This window comes from Bartonella sp. AP331QHHD (assembly GCF_042195905.1).
GTDB lineage: Bacteria > Pseudomonadota > Alphaproteobacteria > Rhizobiales > Rhizobiaceae > Bartonella.
Map to the genome: position 1 here is coordinate 121527 of NZ_JBHIPG010000031.1, position 24595 is coordinate 146121.

Here is a 24595-nt window from a genome sequence, read left to right on the forward strand (position 1 = left end):
CTTAGAATAAAGACTATAGGAAAAGCGCTTTAAGTTTATTTTATTTCATATATTTTGCTCTGCTTTTTTTGTCCCCAAGAACTTCCGTTGCAATATCATTACGAGATAGAAGGTGAGGTTATTTAATCAGCTTTAATATTGGTTATGATAAAGGTACACAGAAATTCTTTTGTAGCATCACGTTGACTTCTTTAGCCAAGGATTGTCCTAGTATTATTCTCAATTTTTTAATTAAATAACTTTAAAGGACGCGTATAGACACTTATAAGCATATACGCATACAAGTAAGATCATATGAGATTAACATCGTTTCACTCGCTAACAAAGCAATACCGATTCATATTTAGTATATTTGTCATTTGAGTGCATTATTTGTTTAGTAAAGCTCATGATGTTGCTGTTACCTATAAATTAATACCGATCATACGGCCGCGTATCTCAAATAAATATTGGTTCAGTATTTTTTGCGATAACAGCTTTTACATGCCAGAATAGGATAAAAGCATTGTGTATATCTATTTTTTATAATCTCTGAAACAGACATACAAACATAACCTCATTGAGGGAAAATATAAAAGGTATAAAGGTGAAAATCAGCGTGCTTTTTTTACTTTCTTTTTTATTCGGCTTTACGGTTTTCAAAAGTAACTAGAGTAATATCTTTTTAAATAATCAGAGACTGATGCATGGCTTCATGCTTATTTCTCTGGTTCTTTAAATGGTGCCACGATTTCATAAAGAACAATACATTATCGTATTATGCATTCACATACTTGTTTTAAAGAAATTTTCTCAATGTTTGTCACATTTGTGCTACTACGGTGCTTATGAATGTTGTAATATAAAATCTATAATGCCTCCCCATCTTTATGTTTATGAAAAATAAAGTTAGAGCACCATACACTTTCTAGCTCAAAATATTGCAATAGCTTTTAGCACTTAAGAGTGTTCATAAGAGGCCTTTTTACTCCTTTTTTATAGTTTTTATCCACATGCTTCTCCCTTTTTAAGGTGTAAGCAAATGGCGGTAACTAGCTTGCTATAAATAGTTTTGAAATGAGAGAATCTCACGATATTCTAATCTCACCTTTGCTGTGAAAAATGATAATTATGATTAAAATAAGTATGTTGTTATAAAAACTTTAGTTTGCGAGTTGGCTGATGATGTGATCAAGAACAATACGTCCTTTGGTTGTTGCTTTTAAGCGTTGGTTATCCACCATTTCTATCAATTCTTGGTGTTGTAAATCGATCAGTTTTTCCATTGGAATGCGTTTAGGGCTTAAGGTTTCATAGCGTATAAGTTCTAAGCCTTCGCAAAGGCGTAATCCCATAAGGAGCATTTCATTTGCCTGTTGTTCAGTGGTTAAATGTTCCGTTTCAATACAGCCATGTCCTGTTGTTTCTACCAAATTAAGCCACTGTTCGGGATGCTTTTCATTTATTGTGACATAACGTTCGCGGTTTTCAAGGTGTGATGACAATGTTTTTGAACAGAAAGAGGAATGATTCGGTGTATGCTCAATGAAACGTCCATGTGCTCCTGGACCAAAGCCTGCATATTGGTGATAACGCCAATAAAGAAGATTGTGTGCTGATTCGGCACCGGGCATTGCATGGTTTGAGATTTCATAGGCAGGAAGTCCATGTAGTGCCGTTATTTCTTGAGTAAGATGATACAGATCTGCTGCTAGCTCTGATGGGGGAAGGATAAGTCTTCCTGCATCATGAAGCCGTTTAAAGGCGGTTCCTTCTTCGATCGTCAATTGATAAAGAGAAAGATGGTCCGCTGCTAAATCAATTGCTTGTACAAGTTCAGATTTCCATTGTTCAAGGGTTTGTTCGGGGCGGGCATAAATGAGATCAAAAGATAAACGTGGAAAAATTTGCCGTGCTAAAGTAATAGCGCAAAGAGCTTGTTCCACATTATGGAGTCGGCCAAGTTTGCGCAATACTTTATCATTGAGCGCTTGTATCCCTAGAGATAAGCGATTAACACCTGCCGCACGGTATCCACGAAAGCGCTCTGCTTCCACACTGGATGGATTAGCTTCTAATGTAATTTCAACTTTATCATCGACTACCCATTTTTTTGCAAGTGCTTGCAATAGGGCATCGACAGTTTGCGGCTCCATAAGAGAAGGGGTTCCTCCACCAATAAAAATACTTGTAATATGGCGTGGGCCTATTTTGTGGTATTGCGTTTCTATTTCGCGCTTAAAGGCGGTGACAAAACGTGGTTGATCAACACCATGGATGCGAACATGCGAATTAAAGTCACAATAAGGACATTTAGCTGCACAAAAGGGCCAATGAATGTAAATGCCAAAAGGTTCATTCATGAGAATGCTAAAAGGTTTTCTGCCAAAAGTTTGAAAGCACGTGCGCGATGTGAAAGAGGGGGAATATCATTACATTTCCAGTTGTGTTTTTGCTCTGTTGACATTTCTCCAAAGGTATTTTCATATCCATCGGGTAAAAAAATAGGATCAAAACCAAAGCCTTTGTCTCCCCGTGGAGGCCAAATGAACGTTCCTTCAACGCATCCGCGGAAGTAATCTGCATGAGCATCAGGCCATGCAATGCAAATGACGGATATAAAACGGCATTTCCGTTGGTTTTTTTCTCGTGCTCCGACTTTTTGGAGTTCATTTTCTATTTTTTTCATAGCTTTTGGAAAATTACGTGTACCATCGGCTTGAATTGCCCAATCAGCGGTATAAACGCCTGGCGCACCCTCCAATGCATCTACCTCTAAGCCTGAATCATCAGAGAGGGCAGGAAGTCCTGTCTTTTTTGCTGCTGAAAAAGCTTTAATATAAGCATTTTCTTCAAATGTTTTTCCTGTTTCTTTTGGTTCTGGCAAGCCCAGTTCTTTTGCCGATTGTATTATTAAACCGAAAGGCGTAATTAAAGTAGTGATTTCATGCAATTTTCCGGTGTTATGTGTAGCAATGACAAGTTTTTTATCTGCTATGCTTCTCATATAGATTTCTCCAAAAATGAAAGGGGAATTATTTTTGTGCTAAAAATCGGCTTAAATGCTCATACACACATATTCTGCTTGATTTTACATGATATGATTATTTTACATGTTTTATGATATTTTGTTCCAATAAAATTTTTTATCTTGTACGAAGATAACCTTGCAAAGATAGGAAAGACATGTCTTTTTTATGATAGCATTTTTATGGTAAATTTCCAATTTTCTGCTTGCTCTAAAGGGTAAAATTTTCTACTTACAGCGGTTTTTAATCAAGCTAGATTCTTTTGACAAGTCCCTACAGCAGACCACTTTACAGATCAATTCTTAATCTTAAATATTTCTCACACACTCTAACAAAAATATTTCCTGCGTAATTTATCAAGCATCACTCTGAAAGGTAGCATTTTACAGCTCAATAGGATAATATGTTTTTATACTACTTTAGACTATTTGACCAAACCTTGGCAAAACTTATATAAGAGATGAGGATTTTAAAAGTAGTGAAACAATTGTGATGAAGCACAAAACTATTGATAATGAACTAAAATATCTTGATGAACGTTCGCGTGATATTTTTCGCCATATTGTTGAAGCTTATCTTAATGATGGTGAACCTGTAGGATCACGTAATCTTTCGCGGCTTTTACAACAGACATTATCGCCTGCGACGATTCGCAATGTGATGAGTGATCTTGAACACCTCGGTTTGATTTATGCACCACATGTTTCTGCGGGTCGAATGCCAACACAATCAGGTTTACGCTTTTTTGTTGATGCATTTATGGAAGCGGGTGATTTGCCAAACGAAGAGCGAGAAAATATTGAAATGCAAGTCAAAGAGGCTGGTCATGCACAATCGGTTGAACATTTTCTTGTTCAAGCAAGCCGAGTTCTTTCAGATCTTTCACGTGGGGCAGGGCTTGTTTTAGCAACAAAACAAGAAGGAACATTGAAACATATTGAATTTGTGCGCCTTGATAGGGAGCACGCTCTTGCCGTTTTGGTGACTCAACAAGGTGAAGTTGAAAATCGTATTGTTCATTTACCAGAAGGGGTTACCCATGCACAATTGACGGAAGCAACGAATTTTCTCAATGCCCATATTCAAGGGCGTACATTGAGTGAAGCTAAAGGGGAAATTGCCCGCTTATGCGCAGAAACAAGGGCCGCACTTGATGATTTATCACATCATCTTGTTGAAACGGGATTAGCTCTTTGGGGAGGAGAAGATGCTGATCATAAAATACACCTCATTGTTCGCGGGCGTAGCAATTTACTTGAAGATGTGAAAGCAGAAGAAGATTTAGAACGGTTACGCCATTTGTTTGATGATCTTGAAACGCGCGAGAGTATGGCACAGCTTCTCGATTTAACGGATGAAGGTTCTGGGGTTAGAATTTTTATTGGTTCAGAAAATAAGTTATTTTCACTTTCTGGTTCTTCTTTAGTTGTAGCACCTTATCGAGATTCACAACAAAGAGTCATTGGTGCTTTAGGTGTTATTGGTCCTACACGGCTTAATTATGCAAGGATTGTGCCCATGGTTGATTATACAGCTCAACTTGTGTCACAGTTATTGCGTTAAAACGATGCAAGTAAGTATTTGTACTATAAAAGCTCATTGTATTATATACATCGCTACCCCTTGATTTTTGTCTGTAGAATTTCGATATCGAGAATAACGAATCTTATGAAGGAATAAAATTTTTATGTCTGATGAAAAAAACAAATTTACTGACGCTTCATTTGAAAATTGTGATTTAAAAAATCCAGCTGATCGTAATACACTTAAACAGGCAGCCGATGAATTTTTAAAAACACATAAAACAGAGGAACACGAAGTCGTTGAAACAGAAAGCAATGAGGTTAGTGATCTTTTAGCGTCTTTGCAGGATGAAAATAAAGAACTGAAAGATCAGCTTTTACGTCTTGTTGCAGATATGGAAAATCTTCGACGCCGTACTATGCGAGATGTGGCGGATGCAAGAGCTTATTCCATTGCTAATTTTGCACGGGATATGTTATCGGTTTCTGACAATCTCAATCGTGCTTTGGAAGCTATTCCAGAAGGTGCACGGGAGAGTGATGCTGGTTTGAAATCATTGGCAGAAGGCGTTGAAATGACTGAACGTGCCATGATGGCAGCATTAGAACGTCATGGGGTGCAAAAAATTCATCCAGAGGGGCAAAAATTTGATCCTCACTTTCATCAAGCGATGTTTGAAATTCCCAATGCTGATGTTCCAGATAATACTGTTCAACAAGTGGTTCAGGCAGGTTATATTATCGGGGAAAGGGTACTACGTCCAGCTATAGTGGGTGTAGCTAAAGGAGGAGCAAAAGAAGCTTCTGTTGAAGCTGATTCGGCTTAAAACACATCAATAATAAATCTCCAACATAAAATGCAGTATTCCCTGCAATTACACATATATGAAGTCTTTTCTTAAAGGGTTTTTAAAGGGTGTTATAAACACCCTTTTATCTTTGAAGCGCCCAACTTCCTTTTACAATATAGGGAGCCTTATTTAAGGGAGAGGCCGATAACAATAAAACAAAATGATCAACTTCAAAAGGAGGGACAAAAAAATCATCTTGAAAAGATAGATAAGAAGAAAGATCTTTAAGATTAATATCAAATATTCGTGCAAGAGTGATATGCGGAATAAACAGTCTTTCATCAGGCTTTAACTCTAATTTATTCCGAATATATTGCATCTTTTCATGTAAAAGAGTAAGCTTTTCACAAGGTTCAATGCGAACCACAAGAGAATGAGGAGCATTTTCTGAACCAAAAACTTCAAAACCTTTTATCTGTAGCGTAAAAGAAGGAAGTTCTATAGTGTTAAAGGTATGCATAATTTCATCTGCTAAGGAGCTTTCAACTTCGCCAAAAAAAGATAAGGTGACATGAAAATTTTGCGGGTTGATCCATTGCGCTTTTGGTAAGCCATTTTGCAATGATACGAGGGCTTTTGTTGTTTGTTGAGGAATCTGAAGAGCACTAAATAGACGACCCATGATATTATCTCCTTATAATGAAAGATGCTATCCCAAGCGCAATATAGATAATAAGGGCGGGGCACGTACCACAGAAAACAAGGCAATAGTATAGAAAAAGAATGTCTAAAAAATGCTTACTATAATTATGGTCGTACAAAGCTTATTCGTTTTAAGAAAATGGTTATGATATTGATAAGAATTGCGTTTTCAGGATCTGTATCACAATGATGTGCAATGGAAGATTACTTGTGTATTATAAAGGCTACAAAGTTAGCAGAAAATAAGAAAAGTTGATAGATTTTTGATGTGCGAAATTATTTTGACATTTATCTTTAGCCTAAAATAAAGCATACTTTAATACAAGGTGAAGAGTTCTCTTTTCTGTAAAAATTTAATTATATGATTAAGTCGGGGAATAGCCATAATACGCAAAACTATTCAAATTGGTCAAATAATGTTAGGAAAGGAAGAAAAAAATCGAGCATAACAAAATTACTATAAGCTTTTACATTTATGATCATTATGCCAATCTATAATGGATATGAATATTGGTATAAAAGCGGGAAGAGAAATTAAAATTCAAAATAATGATCGAAAGTTCCTATTTTCTAAGAATTATCATCTTTGTTTATGATGAAAAAGCACTAGTTTTCCTCTCCAAAGTTGTTATTGATGAGCTTTTCAAGAGCATTAAGAGCATCTGTTGCTTCTGGTCCTGAAACACGAATGGTGAGGTTGCAACCGGATGAAGCCGCTAGCATCATAAGTCCCATAATTGATGATCCGCCAACAATTTTCCCGTCCTTTTCAACTTCAACAGTAACATTAAAATTGTCAACAGTTTGTACAAATTTTGCAGAAGCACGTGCATGCAACCCACGTTTATTACAGATATTGAAATGACGACTTATACATGGGAGGGTATCTTTGGAAAACATTGGTATTTTATTATCCGCTATAAAATCATACTTGGTACATTAATATATTTACGCCCTGCTTCTTGTGCTATTCTTAACGCGTCTGATAATGAAATATCAGGACATTTGCGAATAGAAATTAGTTTAATAAGCATGGGCAAATTAACACCCGCAATCATTTCAACGCGTCCTTTTTCAATAGCAGGAATAGCTATATTTGATGGTGTTCCACCGAACACATCTGTTAATATGATGACGCCATGATCCGTATCTGTATCGGTTACTGCGGCTATAATATCACCTCGGCGCTGATCTATATCGTCATCGGGATAAACGCATATTGTTGCGAACTTTTCTTGTACTCCAACAACATGTTCCACGGCATGTAAAAATTCGACAGCCAGCTCACCGTGCGTTACAAGCACGAGTCCAATCATTTACGCAAACTCCTGTTAACTAATAAGACCCAACCATAGTTGGTGGGAAAGACATTGTACAAGGCTTTATCTTGCTGCCAAGAAAAATTTGCAAAAAAAAGGCAAAAATTGTGATTTTTTTATCTTTAGAAAAAAATTAGACAGATTTTTGCCATATTTTTCTAAACAAAAATGCTTCAATAGCTTGACAAATGGCTGTACAATCGGCTTCACGAAGAGAGGGAAGTTTTAAAAGAGGAATGTGCAAATTTTCAAATTGAAAAGTTTTATTTGTGGAAAAACGTTCATATTCCGGACCGAGAAAAATAACACAATCGATAGTTGTGTGCTTTTTGAATTCTATCATATAAAGACCAACGCCACGAATCTCGATGCCGCCCTCTAAATTATCGGGAGTGTATCCGTGAAGCTTTCCATTTTCCGCACGCAACATTGTATAATCATCACTGATAAGCTTCGCTTCACGTTTTGACCACTCAGCGCGGTCAAGCAAAGAAAGGGTGATGGTTGATTTTCCTGATCCCGATGGACCTATAATTAACAGCCCCTTGCCGCCCAGTTGAAGGCAATTTGCGTGGAGTATTTCACATTTTGTTTTCATGCCTTTTACTTTGGATAAAAGATTTATTTAGCAAGCGGAAGCATAATAGTAAAACGTGCACCAGTTTTACACTTCCCAAGTGTAGGATCGATAATATTTTCGGCTGTAATTGTCCCATTATGAGCCTCGATGATTTGCCGACTAATAGAAAGGCCAAGTCCAGAGTTTTGTCCAAAAGCATCTTCATTTGGTCGATCTGTATAAAAACGTTCAAAAATGCGTTCAATATTTTCTGAACGAATACCTGGGCCATTATCTTCAATGGTTAAAATAAGGGTTGAAGCATGACTTTTCATAGTAATGCAAATTTTGCCACGATTCCGAGGAATAAAAGAACGCGCATTTTCAAGAAGATTTGAAATCACTTGTCCTAAACGAAGTTCATGTCCCAATACAAGATAAGCTTTTCCATGAGGACGTGGGACAATATTAAGGCTTATATCAATAGTTTGCGTATTACGATACACTTCCTGAACAGCATGAACAAGACTTTCCAAAAGCGGTGTCATATCAACAATCTCTGCGGTTTCTCGTGCAAGCTCTGCATCGAGTCGCGATGCATCAGAAATATCTGTAATCAACCGATCAAGGCGGCGCACATCATGTTGAATAATTTCCAGCAATTTTTCTTGTGCTTCTTCATTTTTAGCCAGAGGGAGCGTTTCAACAGCACTGCGTAGAGAGGTGAGAGGATTTTTTAATTCGTGGCTTACATCAGCAGCAAAGCGTTCAATGGCTTCAATACGCATATAAAGGGCATTGGTCATATCACGAATAGAAGTTGAAAGGTGACCAATTTCATCTTCACGCATTGAAAAATCAGGAATTTCTACACGCTGATTATTACCATTACGCACTCGATTAGCCGAGGCAGATAATTTACTTAATGGATGGGCAATCGTATGGGCCAAAAAGAGAGAAAGAACCAAAAGTACGCTACCTACAACGGCAAAAACTTTAAAGATAACCAGTCTTTCGCCTTTTACAATGTTATCAATATCGGAACCAGTGGTTGAAAGAAGAAGAGCTCCAACCACTGCGCGATAGCGTTGAACAGGAACGGCAACAGAAACAATTAATTGCCCTTGTCTGTTGCGTCTTTTAGCCGTAGCAAGAGATCCGTTTAATGCGCGGTACACTTCTGGATAAGCAATACCACTGGTTTTTGTTTGTTCTCTGTCAAGAGCAATACCTTTGCCATAAAATGCGCTTGAATACCATGAAGTAAGGCGATCCCACATGTTTTGTTCTGTTTTAAGTGGGGGTAAATCATAACTAAAAACTTCTCCACTAGAATAAAGAACGCGCGAATCAAGAAGGAGAGTAGCATCACGATCATAGATACGTGCTCTTGTCGTTTTAGGTGTAATAAGACGCCGTAAAAGAGGGGCAACTTGCTCAGGGTTAATAGGAAAATCCCAAGAATCGGTTGATTGAGGAGCGGGTGTAACGCTTTCACCAGTCTGTAACTCTAAGAGTTTTTGAGGGTCAATGAGGATAGAATTTGTATCTACTGTTGCAGAAGCAGCAATAGCCCCAGCAATAATTTTTCCTTGGGTACATAAACTTTTGATTTTTGCTTCAATTAAACCATCGCGAAATTGGTTAAGGTATAAAATGCCTGTAACTAAAACGGCAAGAGCAGCAATGTTTAATATAACAATGCGACGTGTGAGGCTGGAAAAAAGCAATTGTCTAAAGAGACGTTGTGTTCGAAGATGCAAACGAGCGAACATAAGAAATGGCGTTGAGGATGTACCATTAACGGTTGTTTTTTGTAAAGTTTCCAGTTGAGAATTGTCTGTCATCGATTTGATTGCCATTCAAATTTTTGCGACAAAGTAGTTTTATACCTCGTGGAAACGATAACCTACACCATAAAGTGTTTCAATCATTGCAAAATCATCATCCACTTGTTTAAACTTTTTACGCAGACGTTTAATGTGACTATCAATGGTGCGATCATCTACGTAGACTTGATCACTATAAGCAGCATCCATTAAAGCATCACGACTTTTTACAACTCCTGGTCTTTGTGCTAAGGTTTGCAGAATCAAAAATTCCGTAACGGTTAAAATAACAGGTTTATCTTTCCATGTACAGGTGTGGCGTTCTTGATCCATCACAAGATCTCCGCGTTTGAGAGAAGAGGTGGAAGAAGTTCCTGTAGAAAGCGGTTGGTTACGTGCATTAGAACGGCGTAAAATAGCTTTCACGCGTTCAATAAGAAGACGTTGGGAGAAAGGTTTAGTAATAAAATCATCAGCTCCCATTTTGAGACCAAATAATTCATCAATTTCATCATCTTTAGAGGTAAGAAAAATAACTGGAAGATCAGATTTTTGACGCAAACGACGCAAAAGTTCCATCCCATCCATTCGGGGCATTTTAATATCAAAAATAGCTAAGTGTGGAGGGTGAAGTGTGAGACCCTTGAGTGCAGATGCTCCATCTGTATAGCTTTCAACCCGATATCCTTCTGTCTCAAGCGCAAAAGATAAAGATGTCAAAATATTGCGATCATCATCAACAAGTACAATCGTTTGCGTGATTGTTGGTGTATCTTTCATGGTTTCTTAGACCTTTCTATTGCTGTGGTAGCAAATTACCCACACTTATTTATATGGGAGTTCATATTTTTTTTGCAAAACAAATATGATACAAATTGTAGCAAAGTAAAAAACCTTTTGTCATTACTGTAAAATCTTGTTTTGCTTTCATAATTTATAATGTTTCTACGTCTATTAAGATCCCTTCATTTGAGAGAAAATTTTCATAAAGGCTTTTTTTATCAAGGTTTATTACAAAGTTTATTATTGTATTTGTCTCATAATTGAACAGATGTAGTTTTGATTGTTGAAGTTTAGAAAATCTGCCTATGTGTTTTAAGAGCAAAGAAAAGAATGTGGCAATATATGCACAAAAATTTGTTTCTGCTACACGAAAGGAGGTCGTAATGGGATTTTTTAATTTTATTAAAACCGTAGGGGAAAAGTTAGGTATTGGGGACCATGAACCAAAAGAAAAGGATTTTAAGAGAGCATTTGATCATTTTCAACTCGGTACAGAAAAAGTCAATATTCAAGTTGAAGACGGTAAAGCTATTTTAAGCGGTGAAGTTCCAGATAGGGAAACACTTGAAAAAGCACTGCTGGTTGTTGGCAATTCACAAGGTATCTCTTCTGTAGATGTTAATCAATTAAAGGTTATAGATACAACGCCTAGAAAAACTTCTCGCTTTTATGAGGTTAAATCTGGTGATAATCTTTGGAAAATTGCTGAAGAGGTTTATGGAAAAGGGCAAGGTAATAAAAACACATTTATTTTTGAAGCCAATAAGCCAATGCTAAAATCTCCCGATAAAATTTATCCTGGACAAGTTTTACGTATTCCTGAAATTGACCATAGTTAATTCATCAAAGGGGATAATTTTTTACTGATGGCATTAAACAAAAAATGAAGAAGCGTAAAAAATTTCACGCTTCTTCATTTTATAAAGTGTGTATTTATAATAAAAGGAGCTTAGTGAACAGGAGAGGATTTAGAAGGTGATGGTACTTTCATAGCGTTTACAGAGAAATCAACATCAATGGTTCCTGCTTTCTCAAATGTTAATTTTGCGCTAATTTTATCACCTAACTTAAATGGTTGTGAAAGCCCCATGAACATAATATGATCACCGCCAGGCTTAAGCGTGATTTCGCCATTTCCCGGAATTTCAATGCCATTGTGCATTTTTTCCATTTTCATAATATCATTAACGACAGCCATAGAGTGTATCTCTGTTGTTTTTACTCCGTTTGTGGAAATAGAAACCAAACGGTCTGGGGTATTACTGTGATTAATAATGTAGAGATAACCGCTACCAACTCTTATACCTCTAGGTGTTTCGCGTGTCCAAGGATTGAGAATTTCTATGTCGCCAAGTTTATATTGCTGAGCACCTGCTGGCAAGGTTATACCAGCAAAGAGAAGAGCACACACGATATTTATGATAACCTTTTTGTATGGATATTGTGTATGTATTATATTCTTAAAGATGAGATTTGTTATTTTTTTAATAATAGATGTCATCATTGATTTACCCTCCTTCATAAGATTCACACTTTGAATATTTTTATTTTAGCAGAGCTTTTATTTAAAATAAAAGAAAGAAATGCTAAAATGAAATTGATTTGAATATAAAAATCATAGAATTCTTGAAATTTAAAAGAAGACAGTAAGATTTACAATGACAACACACCTCTTAACGCTTCCGTGTTCATCTCATAAATAGTATTTGCAAATGGTATAAAATCTATGATGCACTACTATTTTACTTAATGAAGATATAATACAGAACAATCATCAACTACTTTACCAATTTTAATATTATGACAGCTCTTGGCATTTTAAAGCGTTTATACAGAGGTATTTTTATATATTTTCAAAGTTCAAAATTATACAGTTAAGAAAAAACGCTTTAGATGAATTTAAAGCACAGATTTCAAATAGCCGCAAACAATGAGACCGTTAGAAGGAGAATTTTTGAAAGGAGATCGATAGATAATACCTTTACTGATATGAGCATTAGATATGATGACTATTTTAGTCCAAGGAAAATTTATAATATTTGTGATATAAATTATTTGCCTTTTAAAAAGCTTTTACGTGAGTATGATTTTATCAATGATGAGAAGATCAAGAGCGAGAGTGCAATCATTCTTTTATTTTTTAATTTTTATAGAAAGATATATTTTTTGAGAATTGCAAGAAAAATATATTATGCTCTCAAGTCTCTCATAAATATGGTATTTATGGGTCATTAGAGTGCCTATTTTAAAATAAATTTTTTATTTTGGAGATGTTTCTCTCATTATTCTCTTGTAGCAATAAAAGCCTGTTCTTATATACGAGGCAGCAAGGCTTGTTGCGACTTGCAGTTTATTATTATTTATATTGCTTGAAGCAATATACGGGCTTTAGGTGTTATGAGGAGCTATCTTAAAAAGATGCTTTATGAAGGTTGAGGTAGCTTGCTGAATGGAGATTATAATATGGCAAAAGTAATTGGTATTGATTTGGGGACAACGAACTCTTGTGTGGCTGTTATGGATGGCAAAAACGCAAAAGTTATTGAAAACTCAGAAGGAGCGCGAACAACACCTTCCGTTGTTGCCTTTACTGATGGGGGGGAGCGGCTTGTTGGGCAGCCTGCTAAACGGCAGGCGGTGACAAATCCTGAAGGGACAGTTTTTGCAGTTAAACGTTTGATAGGGCGCCGTTTTGATGACCCTATGGTTGAAAAAGATAAAGCGCTTGTTCCTTATAAAATTGTTAAAGGTGACAATGGTGATGCATGGGTTGAAGAGGCGGGAAAGAAATATTCTCCGTCACAAATTTCAGCTATGATTTTGCAAAAGATGAAGGAAACAGCAGAATCTTATCTTGGTGAAAAAGTTGAACAAGCCGTTATTACGGTTCCTGCTTATTTTAATGATGCGCAACGTCAAGCCACGAAAGACGCAGGTAAAATTGCTGGACTTGAAGTTTTACGGATTATTAATGAGCCAACTGCTGCTGCTTTAGCTTATGGTTTGGACAAAAAGGACGGAAAAACAATTGCTGTTTACGACCTTGGTGGTGGTACATTTGATATTTCAGTCCTTGAAATTGGAGATGGCGTTTTTGAAGTTAAGTCAACCAATGGGGATACGTTTTTAGGGGGTGAAGACTTTGACATGCGCTTGGTCGGTTATTTTGCCGATGAATTCAAAAAAGAACAAGGAATTGATCTGAAAAATGATAAACTCGCTTTACAGCGCTTAAAAGAAGCGGCAGAAAAAGCAAAAATTGAGCTTTCTTCGTCACAGCAAACAGAAATCAATTTACCATTTATCACGGCAGATCAATCAGGTCCCAAGCACTTAACAATGAAATTGACTCGGGCAAAATTTGAATCTCTCGTTGACGATTTAGTGCAGCGTACCATTGAACCTTGTAAAGCTGCGTTGAAAGATGCTGGATTAAAGGCCGGTGAGATTGACGAAGTTGTTTTAGTGGGTGGAATGACACGTATGCCCAAGATTCAGCAAGTTGTGCAGAGCTTCTTTGGTAAGGATCCACACAAAGGCGTTAATCCTGATGAAGTGGTCGCAATGGGTGCTGCCATCCAAGGAGGTGTATTGCAAGGCGATGTCAAAGATGTGTTGTTGCTAGATGTAACACCTTTATCTTTGGGTATTGAAACCTTGGGTGGGGTTTTCACACGCCTTATTGAGCGCAATACCACTATCCCGACGAAAAAATCGCAAGTTTTTTCGACAGCTGATGATAACCAGAGTGCTGTGACGATTCGTGTTTTCCAAGGTGAACGGGAAATGGCAAGTGATAATAAGTTATTGGCTCAATTTGATCTTGTTGGTATTCCTCCAGCCCCACGTGGTATACCTCAAATTGAAGTTACTTTTGATATTGATGCGAATGGTATTGTTAATGTTTCGGCCAAAGATAAGGGAACAGGTAAAGAGCATCAAATTCGTATTCAGGCATCAGGTGGTTTAAGTGATGCTGATATTGAAAAAATGGTAAAGGATGCAGAAGAGCACGCGGCTGAGGATAAAAAACGCCGTGAAGGTGTTGAAGCTAGAAATCAAGCGGAGGCTCTTATTCATTCAACTGAAAAGTCGCTCAATGAATATGGCGATAAAGTATCAGCTGAAGAAAAGGGACAGATTGAAACAGCAATATCTGATTTGAAATCTGCGCTTGAAGGCAGTGATACGGAAGAAGTAACAACAAAGATGCAAAAATTAGCAGAAGTCAGTATGAAACTTGGACAGGCTATGTACGAAGCCTCACAAGCAGCGAGCGCTGACACTGAAACAGAGGCAAAGAATGATGATGTTGTTGATGCTGATTTTGAAGAAGTTAATGATAAGAAGAAATAGTGTCAGCATATGTGTTGATTAATTGATAAACCCGGCCTTTGAAATATAAGGCTGGGCTTTATTATTTGAGATAAGTTGCAACTTTGTTGCTAAAAATATAAATTAAAAGCAATATTATCCATAAAGATGGATGACAGAAAAATTATCAGGAATACATGATGAAGGTTGACTATTATGAAATTCTTGGCGTGACTCGCGAATGTGATGATAAAAAGTTGAAATCTGCTTTTCGTAAGTTGGCAATGCAATATCATCCTGATCGCAACGCGGGGGATAAAGAGGCAGAGCGAAAATTCAAAGAAATTGGCGAAGCCTATGAAGTTCTTAAAGATCCCCAGAAGCGTGCTGCTTATGATCGATTTGGCCATGCGGCCTTTGAAAATAGCGGTGGTCAAGGGGGAGCAAATCCCTTTGGTGGTTTTGCTGCTGGTGGTGGATTTGCGGATATTTTCGAAGACTTTTTTGGTGAGATTATGGGAGGGACACACCGTAAGCGTGGTGATAGTCGCGAACGTGGCGCAGATTTGAGTTATAATATGGAAGTGACTTTAGAAGAGGCATTTTCAGGAAAAACTGCAGAAATTAATATTCCCAGTTCCGTTACGTGTGATGTTTGTGAAGGATCAGGAGCGAGAAAAGGCTCTAAGCCGCAAGTTTGTGGAACATGTCATGGATCTGGTCGTGTGCGTGCTGCACAGGGTTTCTTTTCTATTGAGCGGACATGTCCTACATGTCATGGACGTGGTGAAACTATTACGGATCCATGCCCCAAATGTCAGGGGACACGGCGTATAGAGAAAAAACGTTCATTAAGCGTAAATGTTCCAGCTGGTATTGAAGATGGAACGCGTATTCGCCTTTCTGGTGAGGGTGATGCTGGTATTCGTGGTGGCCCCAATGGTGATCTTTATATTTTCCTTTCCATTAAACCGCATGAGTTTTTTCAGCGAGAAGGAGCAGATCTTCACTGTCGCGTTCCTATTTCAATGGTAACAGCTGCTTTAGGAGGAGAGTTTGAAGTTTCCGACCTTGATGGTGTTAAAGCACGCGTTAAGATTCCAGAAGGGACACAAAATGGACGTCAATTCCGCCTTAGAGGCAAAGGTATGCCCATGTTGCGCCGTCAGCAAGCAAGGGGTGATCTTTACATCCATATCACGATTGAGACACCGCAGAAATTAACGCAAGAACAACGTGAATTGTTGCAAAAATTTGAGAAACTCTCAAATCATGAAAATTCACCGCAATCACATGGTTTTTTTTCACGTATGAAAGAATTTTTTGAAAATATTTCTGGTTAAAATTATGTGAATGTTCTCAGAATAATTAGAGAGAACTGTGGGAAAGTTATTTTCATTAAGCTTTCTATTGTCTCATTATCTTTGAAAAGCATTTTTTCTTGAAAAGAAAAGAGAGAGACAGCTAATTTAGGATAAACTCCTGCTGCTGATAGTTTTTATATTTCATGAGTTTTATGGATAAGTCTTATTTTTGAGTGTCTATGACATTTTAAAAAGGGCTTATCCATATAAGAACGCAATTGAGTGATTGATAATAAATATTGCCAGTGTCATGATAACTGCCTTTATGCATTCAGTATTTTTGGTGTTTATTTTTCACTCAAAATTTCTTTTTAAAGGCTCTATAATAAAACTATAAAATAGGTAGCGGCTTGCCAAGAAACGCTAAATAAGCTGTTAGGCAATCCATCTTTTTCAAATAAAGTATCAACTTCTTATAACCGATTTTATTTTTGGCATTTTTCATAGTTTTAATCACTGCTTCCTTTAAAATAAGGGTTATTTTGTTCGGAATAGCTTTTACATGCCTCATCTTAGCTTTTAGCAGTAATCATGTCTTTTTAGATGCGGATTTAGTTTTGTATTTCTGATGTCATAAATAGTTCTTCCAGATAATAAAAACGCTATAATCAAGTTTATTTTGTTCCAAAGAAATTGTGGAATGAGATAATGTGTGTTGAATGCTAAAGAAGACATAACAAAACACTTTTTGAGGTATTCGATGTATCTCTCTTGTGGGGAAACAGATTCGATGGAATTCACTTAATTGAATTTATTGGCATAATAAAAAGTTGGTGGGAAGATAGAGGAAGTTACCTTTAAAAAGAAAAAACAAATACAATAAAAAAATAGCACAATATGCTTAGAAAACAGCACGACATATTATTGAAATTGTTAGTGATATGGAAAGAGAAGTATACGAAATGAATCTTTTTTCATAAAATAACATAATTAAAATAATACATTAAAAGAATTAACAATTCTAAAAAACATTGAATAATTCAAGCATGTATTGCTATGCAAAAAGAAAAACTTAATGACAGATCATGAAAATGAGAAATTTTATCAAATCTTACGAAGAGAGTAATCTAAACAATTAAATGCTTTTACGAAGATGCTTTTGAAGAGCTATCACAATATATGGATAATGTTGCAAAGCCTTTTTTCGATTTTACGATATAAAAAGATAAATTATTATTATAAATCAACTTATTATGATTCTCCATAAGGAGCGTTCAGTTGACATTTCCTCATGTTTTATGATTGAGAAAAAGTCAAATTTTTAAAACCAAAGTTATAGTTTATTGAGATAAGCTATAAAGCGGTTGAGTGATTTCTTAATCTTGGGAATATGTTAATTTTATTATTATAAGAAACTTTATTTTTATCTTATAAAATCAATGGTTGTATATATTCCCATTCATTGTTAAGTATCCGTAGGGATAAACTAATGAGTTGAATGTACGGCTTAGCTTCAAAATTTTGCTTTTCAATTTTATATATAAGATCATAAAATAATGACATTTTTTTACGTCTATTTTGTTTAATTTTTCGCTGTCAATTTTTAAAGGAAGTTTTTTGTATTTCATTTTGCTATTCCTTTTTCGTAATTTAGAGGAAAATTGACGGTTTTCAGGGGAGGGGGTGGATAGAGTAAAGTTTGGTTTTATTGTTTTCACTTTTCCTAAATTTCATTAAGAGATGGTAAAAAGTGATGAGGAGGCTCTATTGATGGATGATGCTAAAAACGGTGATGTAGATGTTTTGGAAAAACAAGCAGCATTTTTATCGTCTGCTTTACCTTATATGCAAAAATATGAAAATGAAACGGTCGTGGTAAAATATGGCGGCCATGCTATGGGTGATCCTGCTTTGGGGCGAGCATTTGCGCGTGATATTGCTCTATTAAAGCAATCGGGGATTAATCCTGTTGTTGTTCATGGTGGTGGTCCTCAAATTGCTGAAATTTTAATGAAAATGGGGATTGAATCACGATTTGAAAACGGACTACGGGTAACCGATGAGCGGATCGTTGGAGTGGTTGAAATGGTTTTAGCGGGTTCCATAAATAAAGAAATTGTTGCTCTCATCAATGCTGAGGGTGAATGGGCAATAGGATTATGCGGCAAGGATGGCAATATGGTTTTTGCCGAAAAGGCTTATAAAACTGTCATTGATCCTGATTCGCATATTGAACGTGTTTTAGATTTGGGGTTTGTTGGTGAGCCCGTTGAAGTTGATCGCACATTGCTAGATCTTTTAGCATCTTCTGAAATGATACCAGTTCTTGCTCCTGTAGCTCCAGGACGCGATGGCAAAACTTATAATATCAATGCTGATATTTTTGCGGGAGCTATTGCTGGTGCATTAGAGGCTAAACGCCTTTTATTTCTCACTGATGTTCCTGGTGTTTTGGATAAACAGGGTAAACTTTTAAAAGAATTGACAGTTGCTGAAGCTGAGAAATTTATTAAAAATGGGACAATTTCAGGAGGCATGATTCCAAAAGTAGAGACTTGTATAAAAGCCCTTCAAAATGGCGTGGAAGGTGTTGTCATTTTAAATGGTAAAACTCCTCATTCTGTTTTACTAGAGCTGTTTACCGAACAGGGAGTTGGAACGCTTATTGTTTCATAAATTGTGGGGAAAATTGGAAGAGAAAGTTTTTCATGGTGAATCTAAAACAGTTTAAATATCCTTTATTAAGTAAGCCAGAATTGGCAATATTTACTGCGACAATATTGTGGGGCATTACATTTTTAGTCATTCACATTGCGGTACGCTATAGTGGTCCTCTGTTTTTTGTTGGATTTCGTTTTATTGTTGCATCTCTTATATGTGGGGTAATTTTTTGGCGCTCTATAAAAGGTATAACTGTTTATGAAGTTTTCGCTGGGATGGCAATAGGTTTAGCCATGTTTTTTGGTTATGCTTTTCAAGCAGCTGGACTTCAAACAATTATTAGTAGTCAGTCAGCTTTTATCACAGCGCTTTATGTACCGATGGTTCCAATCTTGCAATGGATTGTTTTTAAAAAACCTCCCCGTTTAGCTTGTTGGATTGGTATTATTTTCGCTTTTATTGGGCTTGTATTGATTTCAGGACAAAAGCCGGGAAATTTTGATTTTTCAAAAGGCGAAATTTTAACTTTGTTAGGCGCTTTAGCGATTGCTGGAGAAGTCATACTCATCGGAATTTTTGCGAACAAGGTTGATAGTCGGCGTGTAACCATTATTCAGTTATTTTTTAGTGGTTTTTTTTCATTTGCTTGTATGCCTTTGATGGGTGAAAGCATCCCTGAATTTTCGTGGGTGTGGTTTAATATTGGTATAGGATTGGCATTAATGAGTGCCATCATTCAATTAGCTATGAATTGGGCACAAAAGTCTATTTCCCCTACGCGTGCGACACTCATTTACGCAGGTGAACCGGTATGGGCTGGTATTGTTGGGCGTTTGGCTGGCGAACATTTATCTCCCTTAGCTTTATTGGGCGGTTTGCTTATTCTGATTGGGATAATTGTGGCTGAATTACAACCTTCACAATGGCGTAAAAAAAATAAAGCAATTAAAAAAATTGATTAGCTATACATTTTTTTTTATTATGATTTTATTGCATGAGCTTTTTGCTTATAGAGTTTTCATTTTTGAAGCTTTTTTAATATTAAGATGATTAAGAAGTTCTATAAGTTATTCCAGCTTTTGCATGCCAAATTGGAGAAATAGTATGCTTCTATCTTTTTGCCTAGTTTCTAAAACNTAAGAAGTTCTATAAGTTATTCCAGCTTTTGCATGCCAAATTGGAGAAATAGTATGCTTCTATCTTTTTGCCTAGTTTCTAAAACGGGCAGACAACCTTCATTGAGCCAAAGCATGAGGTGATATAAAGGTAAAAATTAACGCCCATCTTTACGATCATTTTTAAATTCGGCTTTACAACTTTCAAAAACATCTACGGTAATATTTTGAATAATGAAAATTACGCACTGTCGCACGTTATTTCTTTTGTCCTTTAATAGAGTTACGCTTCATACGCAAAATAGAACGCCCAAAGTACTCCCATAACGTTGTACATTAAATCATTTTTTAAAAGATAATTTTCTCAATATACATCATATTCATTAACGGTCCGCATGAAGTATAGAAAAACCCCAGACCATCATCATTTTTCTTAAAATAAAGGGCACTAGCATTTTCTTTATCAGTTCTCAATATTACGACAGCCTTTGGCATTTAAAAGAGAGAGGCATTTTTACTCTTTTCTTAAACGTTCTTATCCATACACTAGCCCTGTTTTATAATGGAGAGGCAAAAAAATTGATTGATTCACTATGAGAAGATTTAAAATGAGAGAGGCTCGCGATATTCAGAGTTTTCATTTAAATTGCAAAACAATAAACGATCATTATAAATCAATGCGTTATCCAATGAATCGAAGAGGATTGGTGTGTTTTATATTTAATGGAGGAAGGAAGGAGTTGTATAAAAAGTATATAAAACATCACTCAATAGAGCATATTTCTAAAGTTTTAAAAATTGAGAAAAAACTCCCTCGATATTCATATTATTTTATATAAGATTACTAAAAAAGCAGATTATTGCGTACAAATAAAAAAGCATTTCTTGCGAATTTTATTGCAAGTCTAAGTGATATACACGCACATCATATAAATATGATAATACATTGATTTATAATTATAAGCATTATTCACATTGAATTAGAACCCTGAATACCGTAAAATTTTCTCACGTCAAATCATTTTCATGTTAAATCAATCCAAATCACTTTCTTACACATCACAAGTGGGTGGGGGGCATGTGGGTAAAGACTGTACAAGAAAGGCATATCTCTTATAAACTTTTTCAAGTGTAAAGGATCGTCGCAATATTGGAGATTGGCAAAGTGTGTGATGGTTCTAGCTTACTACAGCATATGAGTTATCAAATAAGATGCGAAAAGATCATTTTAGCAGCCTTGGATTTAATTTAGCAAATAAAGCCTCATTTTTTAGGCTATAAAAAGTTGTGTTTTGAGAAGCTTTTTAGGTTTATATTCTTTTGATAGAAGCCGGAGCATAATTGGTCTTTGCGTTTTGTATTATTCTTTGCTAAATCGCCTTATATGACAATAGATCGTAATTATATTCGTAATTTTTCCATCGTGGCGCATATTGATCACGGCAAATCCACTTTAGCTGATCGTTTGATTCAAATAACAGGTGGGCTTGATACACGTGAGATGAAAGAACAAGTACTCGATTCCATGGATATTGAGCGTGAACGTGGAATTACTATTAAAGCACAGACGGTACGTTTACACTATAAGGCAAAGAATGGTGAAACCTATATTTTAAATCTTATGGATACACCAGGTCATGTGGATTTTGCTTATGAGGTTTCGCGTTCACTGGCAGCTTGTGAAGGTTCTCTGTTGGTGGTGGATGCAAGCCAAGGCGTAGAGGCGCAGACGTTAGCAAATGTTTATCAAGCCATTGATAATTCCCATGAGTTGGTTGTTGTTCTCAATAAAGTTGATCTTCCAGCAGCAGAACCTGAGCGAGTTAAAGAACAAATTGAAGATGTGATAGGCATTGATACATCTCAAGCAGTAGAAATATCAGCAAAAACAGGTTTGGGTGTTCCTGATGTTTTGGAGGCAATTGTTGCACAATTACCACCTCCACATACAGGCGATGTTGCAAATCCCTTGAAAGCAATGTTGGTTGATAGCTGGTATGACGCATATCTTGGTGTCATTGTTTTGGTACGGGTGATAGATGGTATTTTAAAAAAAGGCCAAACCATTCGTATGATGGGTACAGGAGCAAAATATCCAGTTGAGCGCGTTGGGGTGTTTACACCTAAAATGGTACAGGTTGATGAATTAGGACCAGGCGAGATTGGTTTTATCACTGCTTCTATCAAAGAGGTAGCAGATACACGGGTTGGGGATACGATTACTGAAGAGCGTCGTCCTTGTGAAAATGCTTTACCTGGTTTTAAGCCGGCGCAACCTGTTGTCTTTTGTGGACTTTTTCCAATCGATGCTGCCGATTTTGATGATTTGCGTGCAGCCATGGGCAAATTACGCTTAAATGATGCGAGTTTTTCTTTTGAAATGGAAACATCTGCGGCTTTGGGGTTTGGTTTTCGCTGTGGTTTTTTGGGACTTCTGCATCTTGAAATTATTCAAGAGCGATTAGAGCGTGAGTTTAATTTGGATTTAATTGCGACAGCACCTTCAGTTGTTTATCGCATGAATATGAATGATGGTTCTGTTAAAGAGTTGCACAATCCAGCGGATATGCCTGATGTGGTTAAAATTTCTTCTATAGAAGAACCATGGATTCGGGCGACAATCATGACTCCTGATAATTATCTTGGATCAATTTTAGAGCTATGCCAAGAGCGGCGTGGGGTACAGGTTGGTTTGTCCTATGTTGGAACCCGTGCTATGGTAACGTATGATTTACCACTGAATGAAGTTGTTTTTGATTTTTATGATCGGCTAAAATCGATTTCAAAGGGTTATGCTTCTTTTGATTATCAAATGACAGATTATGCAGAAGGTGATTTAGTTAAAATGTCTATTTTGGTGAATGGAGAGCCTATTGATGCATTATCGATGCTTGTTCACCGCACGATTGCAGAAAAGCGCGGGCGTTCAATGTGTGAAAAATTGAAAGATCTTATTCCTCAGCATATGTTTCAGATTCCAGTTCAAGCGGCTATTGGTGGTAAAGTTATAGCGCGCGAAACGATTCGTGCTTTGCGTAAAGATGTAACAGCGAAATGTTACGGGGGTGATGTTACGCGTAAGCGCAAACTTTTGGAAAAGCAAAAAGAAGGCAAAAAGCGGATGCGCCAATTTGGAAAAGTAGAAATTCCACAATCGGCATTTATTCAAGCGCTCAAAATGAACAAATAATGAAAAAAGGAGTATTTTCCTTCATTAATTGTGTTTTGCTTTTGTCGGTTGGTTCCGTTGTTCAAGAGTGCTTTTTAATGGAAATTGCGCAATATTCACACTTTTGGATATAGTGTTTTTCATTGTGTCATGTTGCTTACGTAAAACAGAATGCTTTAAACAAAATACATTTATGTTGCATATTTGTGCACTTGTTTCAAAGAAACATTTCTCAATACATCAAACTCCATTTCACAACGGGGGATGTAACAAAATATAATGTAAAATACACTGTGAATGATATAAAATCCATTTGGCATTACCGCTTTTACGCGTCAGAAAGGTGCAAAGCGCACCCATCATACTCTTTTTCCGCTCAAAATATTATGACAGTCCTTATCACTTGAGAGAATTCATTAAAGGTATTTCACTCTTTTCTTAAAGTGTTTCTTACCCACACACCAACTGCGTTTGTAACGTGCAAGGAAATGATAGTGATTGATTCACTATGAAAGGATTTGAAATGAGAGAATCCTTGTATTCGAGGTTATTATTCAAGTTAAAAAACGATGAAATATTATTATGAATTAATCTTGTGTCTAAGAACGTAAAAGATCATTAATGGATGTTTTTTCTCGTGTTTTTTGATCAACGCGTTTTACAATAACAGCACAATAAAGGTTTGGGCCTGCTTCACCATTTGGTAAAGGTTTTCCAGGGAGAGAACCTGGTACAACCACTGAATAGGCTGGTACTTCACCAATAAAAATTTCACCTGTTGTACGATCAATAATCTTTGTTGATTTTCCAATAAAGACTCCCATTCCCAAAACAGCACCTTCACGGATAATACAGCCTTCAACAATTTCAGAGCGAGCACCGATAAAGCAATGATCTTCAATGATTGTTGGATTTGCTTGCAGTGGTTCTAAAACACCTCCAATACCAACACCACCAGAAAGATGGACATGTTTACCAATTTGTGCACAAGAACCAACGGTGGTCCATGTATCAACCATTGTGCCCTCATCGATAAAAGCACCAAGATTGATAAAGGATGGCATCAATATAACATTGGGTGCAATATAAGCAGAATGACGTACAATGGCTCCAGGAACGGAACGGAAATCAGCACTTTTAAAATCTGCCTCTTTCCAACCAGAGAATTTTGAAGGAACTTTATCCCACCAATGTGTCCCATTGATTCCACCAGTAATAATTTGCATAGGATTAAGCCGAAAAGAGAGTAAAACCGCTTTTTTCAACCATTGATGAACATGCCATTGTCCATTTTTTTGTCGTTCTGCAACACGGATTTCACCTTTATCAAGAAGGTTCAATGCATGTTCAACACTCTCACGTATTTCGCCTTTTGTGGTAGTATCGATAGAATCGCGATCGTCAAAAGCTTGTTCGATAATAATTTCAAGTTGTGTGATATGGGTCATGACGAGAGTTCCGTTAAACAAGTTGAAAGCTTCAAGATTTATTCTCTATGAACTACGCGAAGAAATGTGT

The 24595-nt window shown here is 36.6% G+C and carries 18 protein-coding genes; 8 read left to right on the forward strand and 10 right to left on the reverse strand.

Annotated elements, in window-relative coordinates:
* Positions 1-1142 precede the first annotated feature (1142 nt).
* Complete coding sequence (gene hemW, locus ACFIMS_RS03890; RefSeq protein WP_375638155.1) at positions 1143-2342, reverse strand: radical SAM family heme chaperone HemW; 1200 nt, start codon at positions 2340-2342, stop codon at positions 1143-1145.
* Positions 2339-2986 carry an RdgB/HAM1 family non-canonical purine NTP pyrophosphatase gene (rdgB, locus tag ACFIMS_RS03895; RefSeq protein ID WP_375606138.1) on the reverse strand — a complete coding sequence of 216 codons (648 nt, stop codon included), beginning with the start codon at positions 2984-2986 and terminating at the stop codon, positions 2339-2341. The genes hemW and rdgB overlap by 4 nt, the downstream gene beginning before the upstream one ends.
* A gap of 514 nt (positions 2987-3500) precedes the next feature.
* Between rdgB and hrcA the strand changes: the two genes are divergently transcribed.
* A complete protein-coding gene (gene hrcA, locus ACFIMS_RS03900; RefSeq protein ID WP_273790224.1) occupies positions 3501-4571 on the forward strand; it encodes a heat-inducible transcriptional repressor HrcA in 1071 nt (356 codons plus the stop codon).
* Between the two features lie 124 nt (positions 4572-4695).
* Positions 4696-5358: a nucleotide exchange factor GrpE gene (grpE, locus tag ACFIMS_RS03905; RefSeq protein ID WP_375611384.1), complete on the forward strand. Its 663-nt coding sequence runs from the start codon at positions 4696-4698 to the stop codon at positions 5356-5358.
* Between the two features lie 106 nt (positions 5359-5464).
* On the opposite strand, the gene thpR is transcribed toward grpE, so the two are convergent.
* From thpR to ACFIMS_RS03935, 6 genes are all read right to left on the reverse strand, one after another.
* Positions 5465-6004, reverse strand: a complete 540-nt coding sequence (gene thpR / locus ACFIMS_RS03910; RefSeq protein WP_375611385.1) for an RNA 2',3'-cyclic phosphodiesterase — start codon at positions 6002-6004, stop codon at positions 5465-5467.
* A 626-nt stretch (positions 6005-6630) separates the two neighbouring features.
* Positions 6631-6924 carry an HPr family phosphocarrier protein gene (locus tag ACFIMS_RS03915; protein WP_012754483.1) on the reverse strand — a complete coding sequence of 98 codons (294 nt, stop codon included), beginning with the start codon at positions 6922-6924 and terminating at the stop codon, positions 6631-6633.
* A gap of 17 nt (positions 6925-6941) precedes the next feature.
* On the reverse strand, positions 6942-7340 hold the full coding sequence (locus ACFIMS_RS03920) for a PTS sugar transporter subunit IIA (RefSeq protein WP_375611386.1): 399 nt from the start codon (positions 7338-7340) through the stop codon (positions 6942-6944).
* Between the two features lie 136 nt (positions 7341-7476).
* Positions 7477-7941, reverse strand: coding sequence for an HPr kinase/phosphatase C-terminal domain-containing protein (locus ACFIMS_RS03925; RefSeq protein WP_375612806.1), 465 nt, complete (start codon positions 7939-7941; stop codon positions 7477-7479).
* A 23-nt stretch (positions 7942-7964) separates the two neighbouring features.
* Positions 7965-9749, reverse strand: a complete 1785-nt coding sequence (locus ACFIMS_RS03930) for a stimulus-sensing domain-containing protein (protein ID WP_375611388.1) — start codon at positions 9747-9749, stop codon at positions 7965-7967.
* 39 nt (positions 9750-9788) lie between these two features.
* Positions 9789-10511 carry a response regulator transcription factor gene (locus ACFIMS_RS03935; RefSeq protein WP_005774392.1) on the reverse strand — a complete coding sequence of 241 codons (723 nt, stop codon included), beginning with the start codon at positions 10509-10511 and terminating at the stop codon, positions 9789-9791.
* Between the two features lie 386 nt (positions 10512-10897).
* On the opposite strand from ACFIMS_RS03935, the gene lysM reads away from it, so the two are divergent.
* A complete protein-coding gene (lysM, locus tag ACFIMS_RS03940) occupies positions 10898-11353 on the forward strand; it encodes a peptidoglycan-binding protein LysM (RefSeq protein WP_375611389.1) in 456 nt (151 codons plus the stop codon).
* A 110-nt stretch (positions 11354-11463) separates the two neighbouring features.
* Here lysM and ACFIMS_RS03945 read toward each other — a convergent pair whose 3' ends face one another.
* Entirely contained in the window at positions 11464-12018 is a 555-nt protein-coding gene (locus ACFIMS_RS03945) for a copper chaperone PCu(A)C (RefSeq protein WP_375611390.1), read from the reverse strand.
* Between the two features lie 959 nt (positions 12019-12977).
* Here ACFIMS_RS03945 and dnaK point away from each other — a divergent pair.
* The 5 genes from dnaK (at position 12978) to lepA (ending at position 23098) form a co-directional block, all read left to right on the forward strand.
* A complete protein-coding gene (dnaK, locus tag ACFIMS_RS03950) occupies positions 12978-14870 on the forward strand; it encodes a molecular chaperone DnaK (protein WP_273790233.1) in 1893 nt (630 codons plus the stop codon).
* 158 nt (positions 14871-15028) lie between these two features.
* Entirely contained in the window at positions 15029-16171 is a 1143-nt protein-coding gene (gene dnaJ / locus ACFIMS_RS03955) for a molecular chaperone DnaJ (RefSeq protein ID WP_375611466.1), read from the forward strand.
* 1731 nt (positions 16172-17902) lie between these two features.
* Entirely contained in the window at positions 17903-18808 is a 906-nt protein-coding gene (gene argB, locus ACFIMS_RS03960) for an acetylglutamate kinase (protein WP_375696402.1), read from the forward strand.
* A gap of 32 nt (positions 18809-18840) precedes the next feature.
* Positions 18841-19755, forward strand: a complete 915-nt coding sequence (locus tag ACFIMS_RS03965) for a DMT family transporter (RefSeq protein ID WP_375617501.1) — start codon at positions 18841-18843, stop codon at positions 19753-19755.
* Positions 19756-21292: 1537 nt separating this feature from the next.
* Positions 21293-23098: a translation elongation factor 4 gene (lepA, locus tag ACFIMS_RS03970; protein ID WP_375611467.1), complete on the forward strand. Its 1806-nt coding sequence runs from the start codon at positions 21293-21295 to the stop codon at positions 23096-23098.
* A 578-nt stretch (positions 23099-23676) separates the two neighbouring features.
* Here the strand turns inward: lepA and dapD are convergent.
* Complete coding sequence (dapD, locus tag ACFIMS_RS03975; RefSeq protein WP_375696403.1) at positions 23677-24525, reverse strand: 2,3,4,5-tetrahydropyridine-2,6-dicarboxylate N-succinyltransferase; 849 nt, start codon at positions 24523-24525, stop codon at positions 23677-23679.
* Positions 24526-24595: the final 70 nt, after the last annotated feature.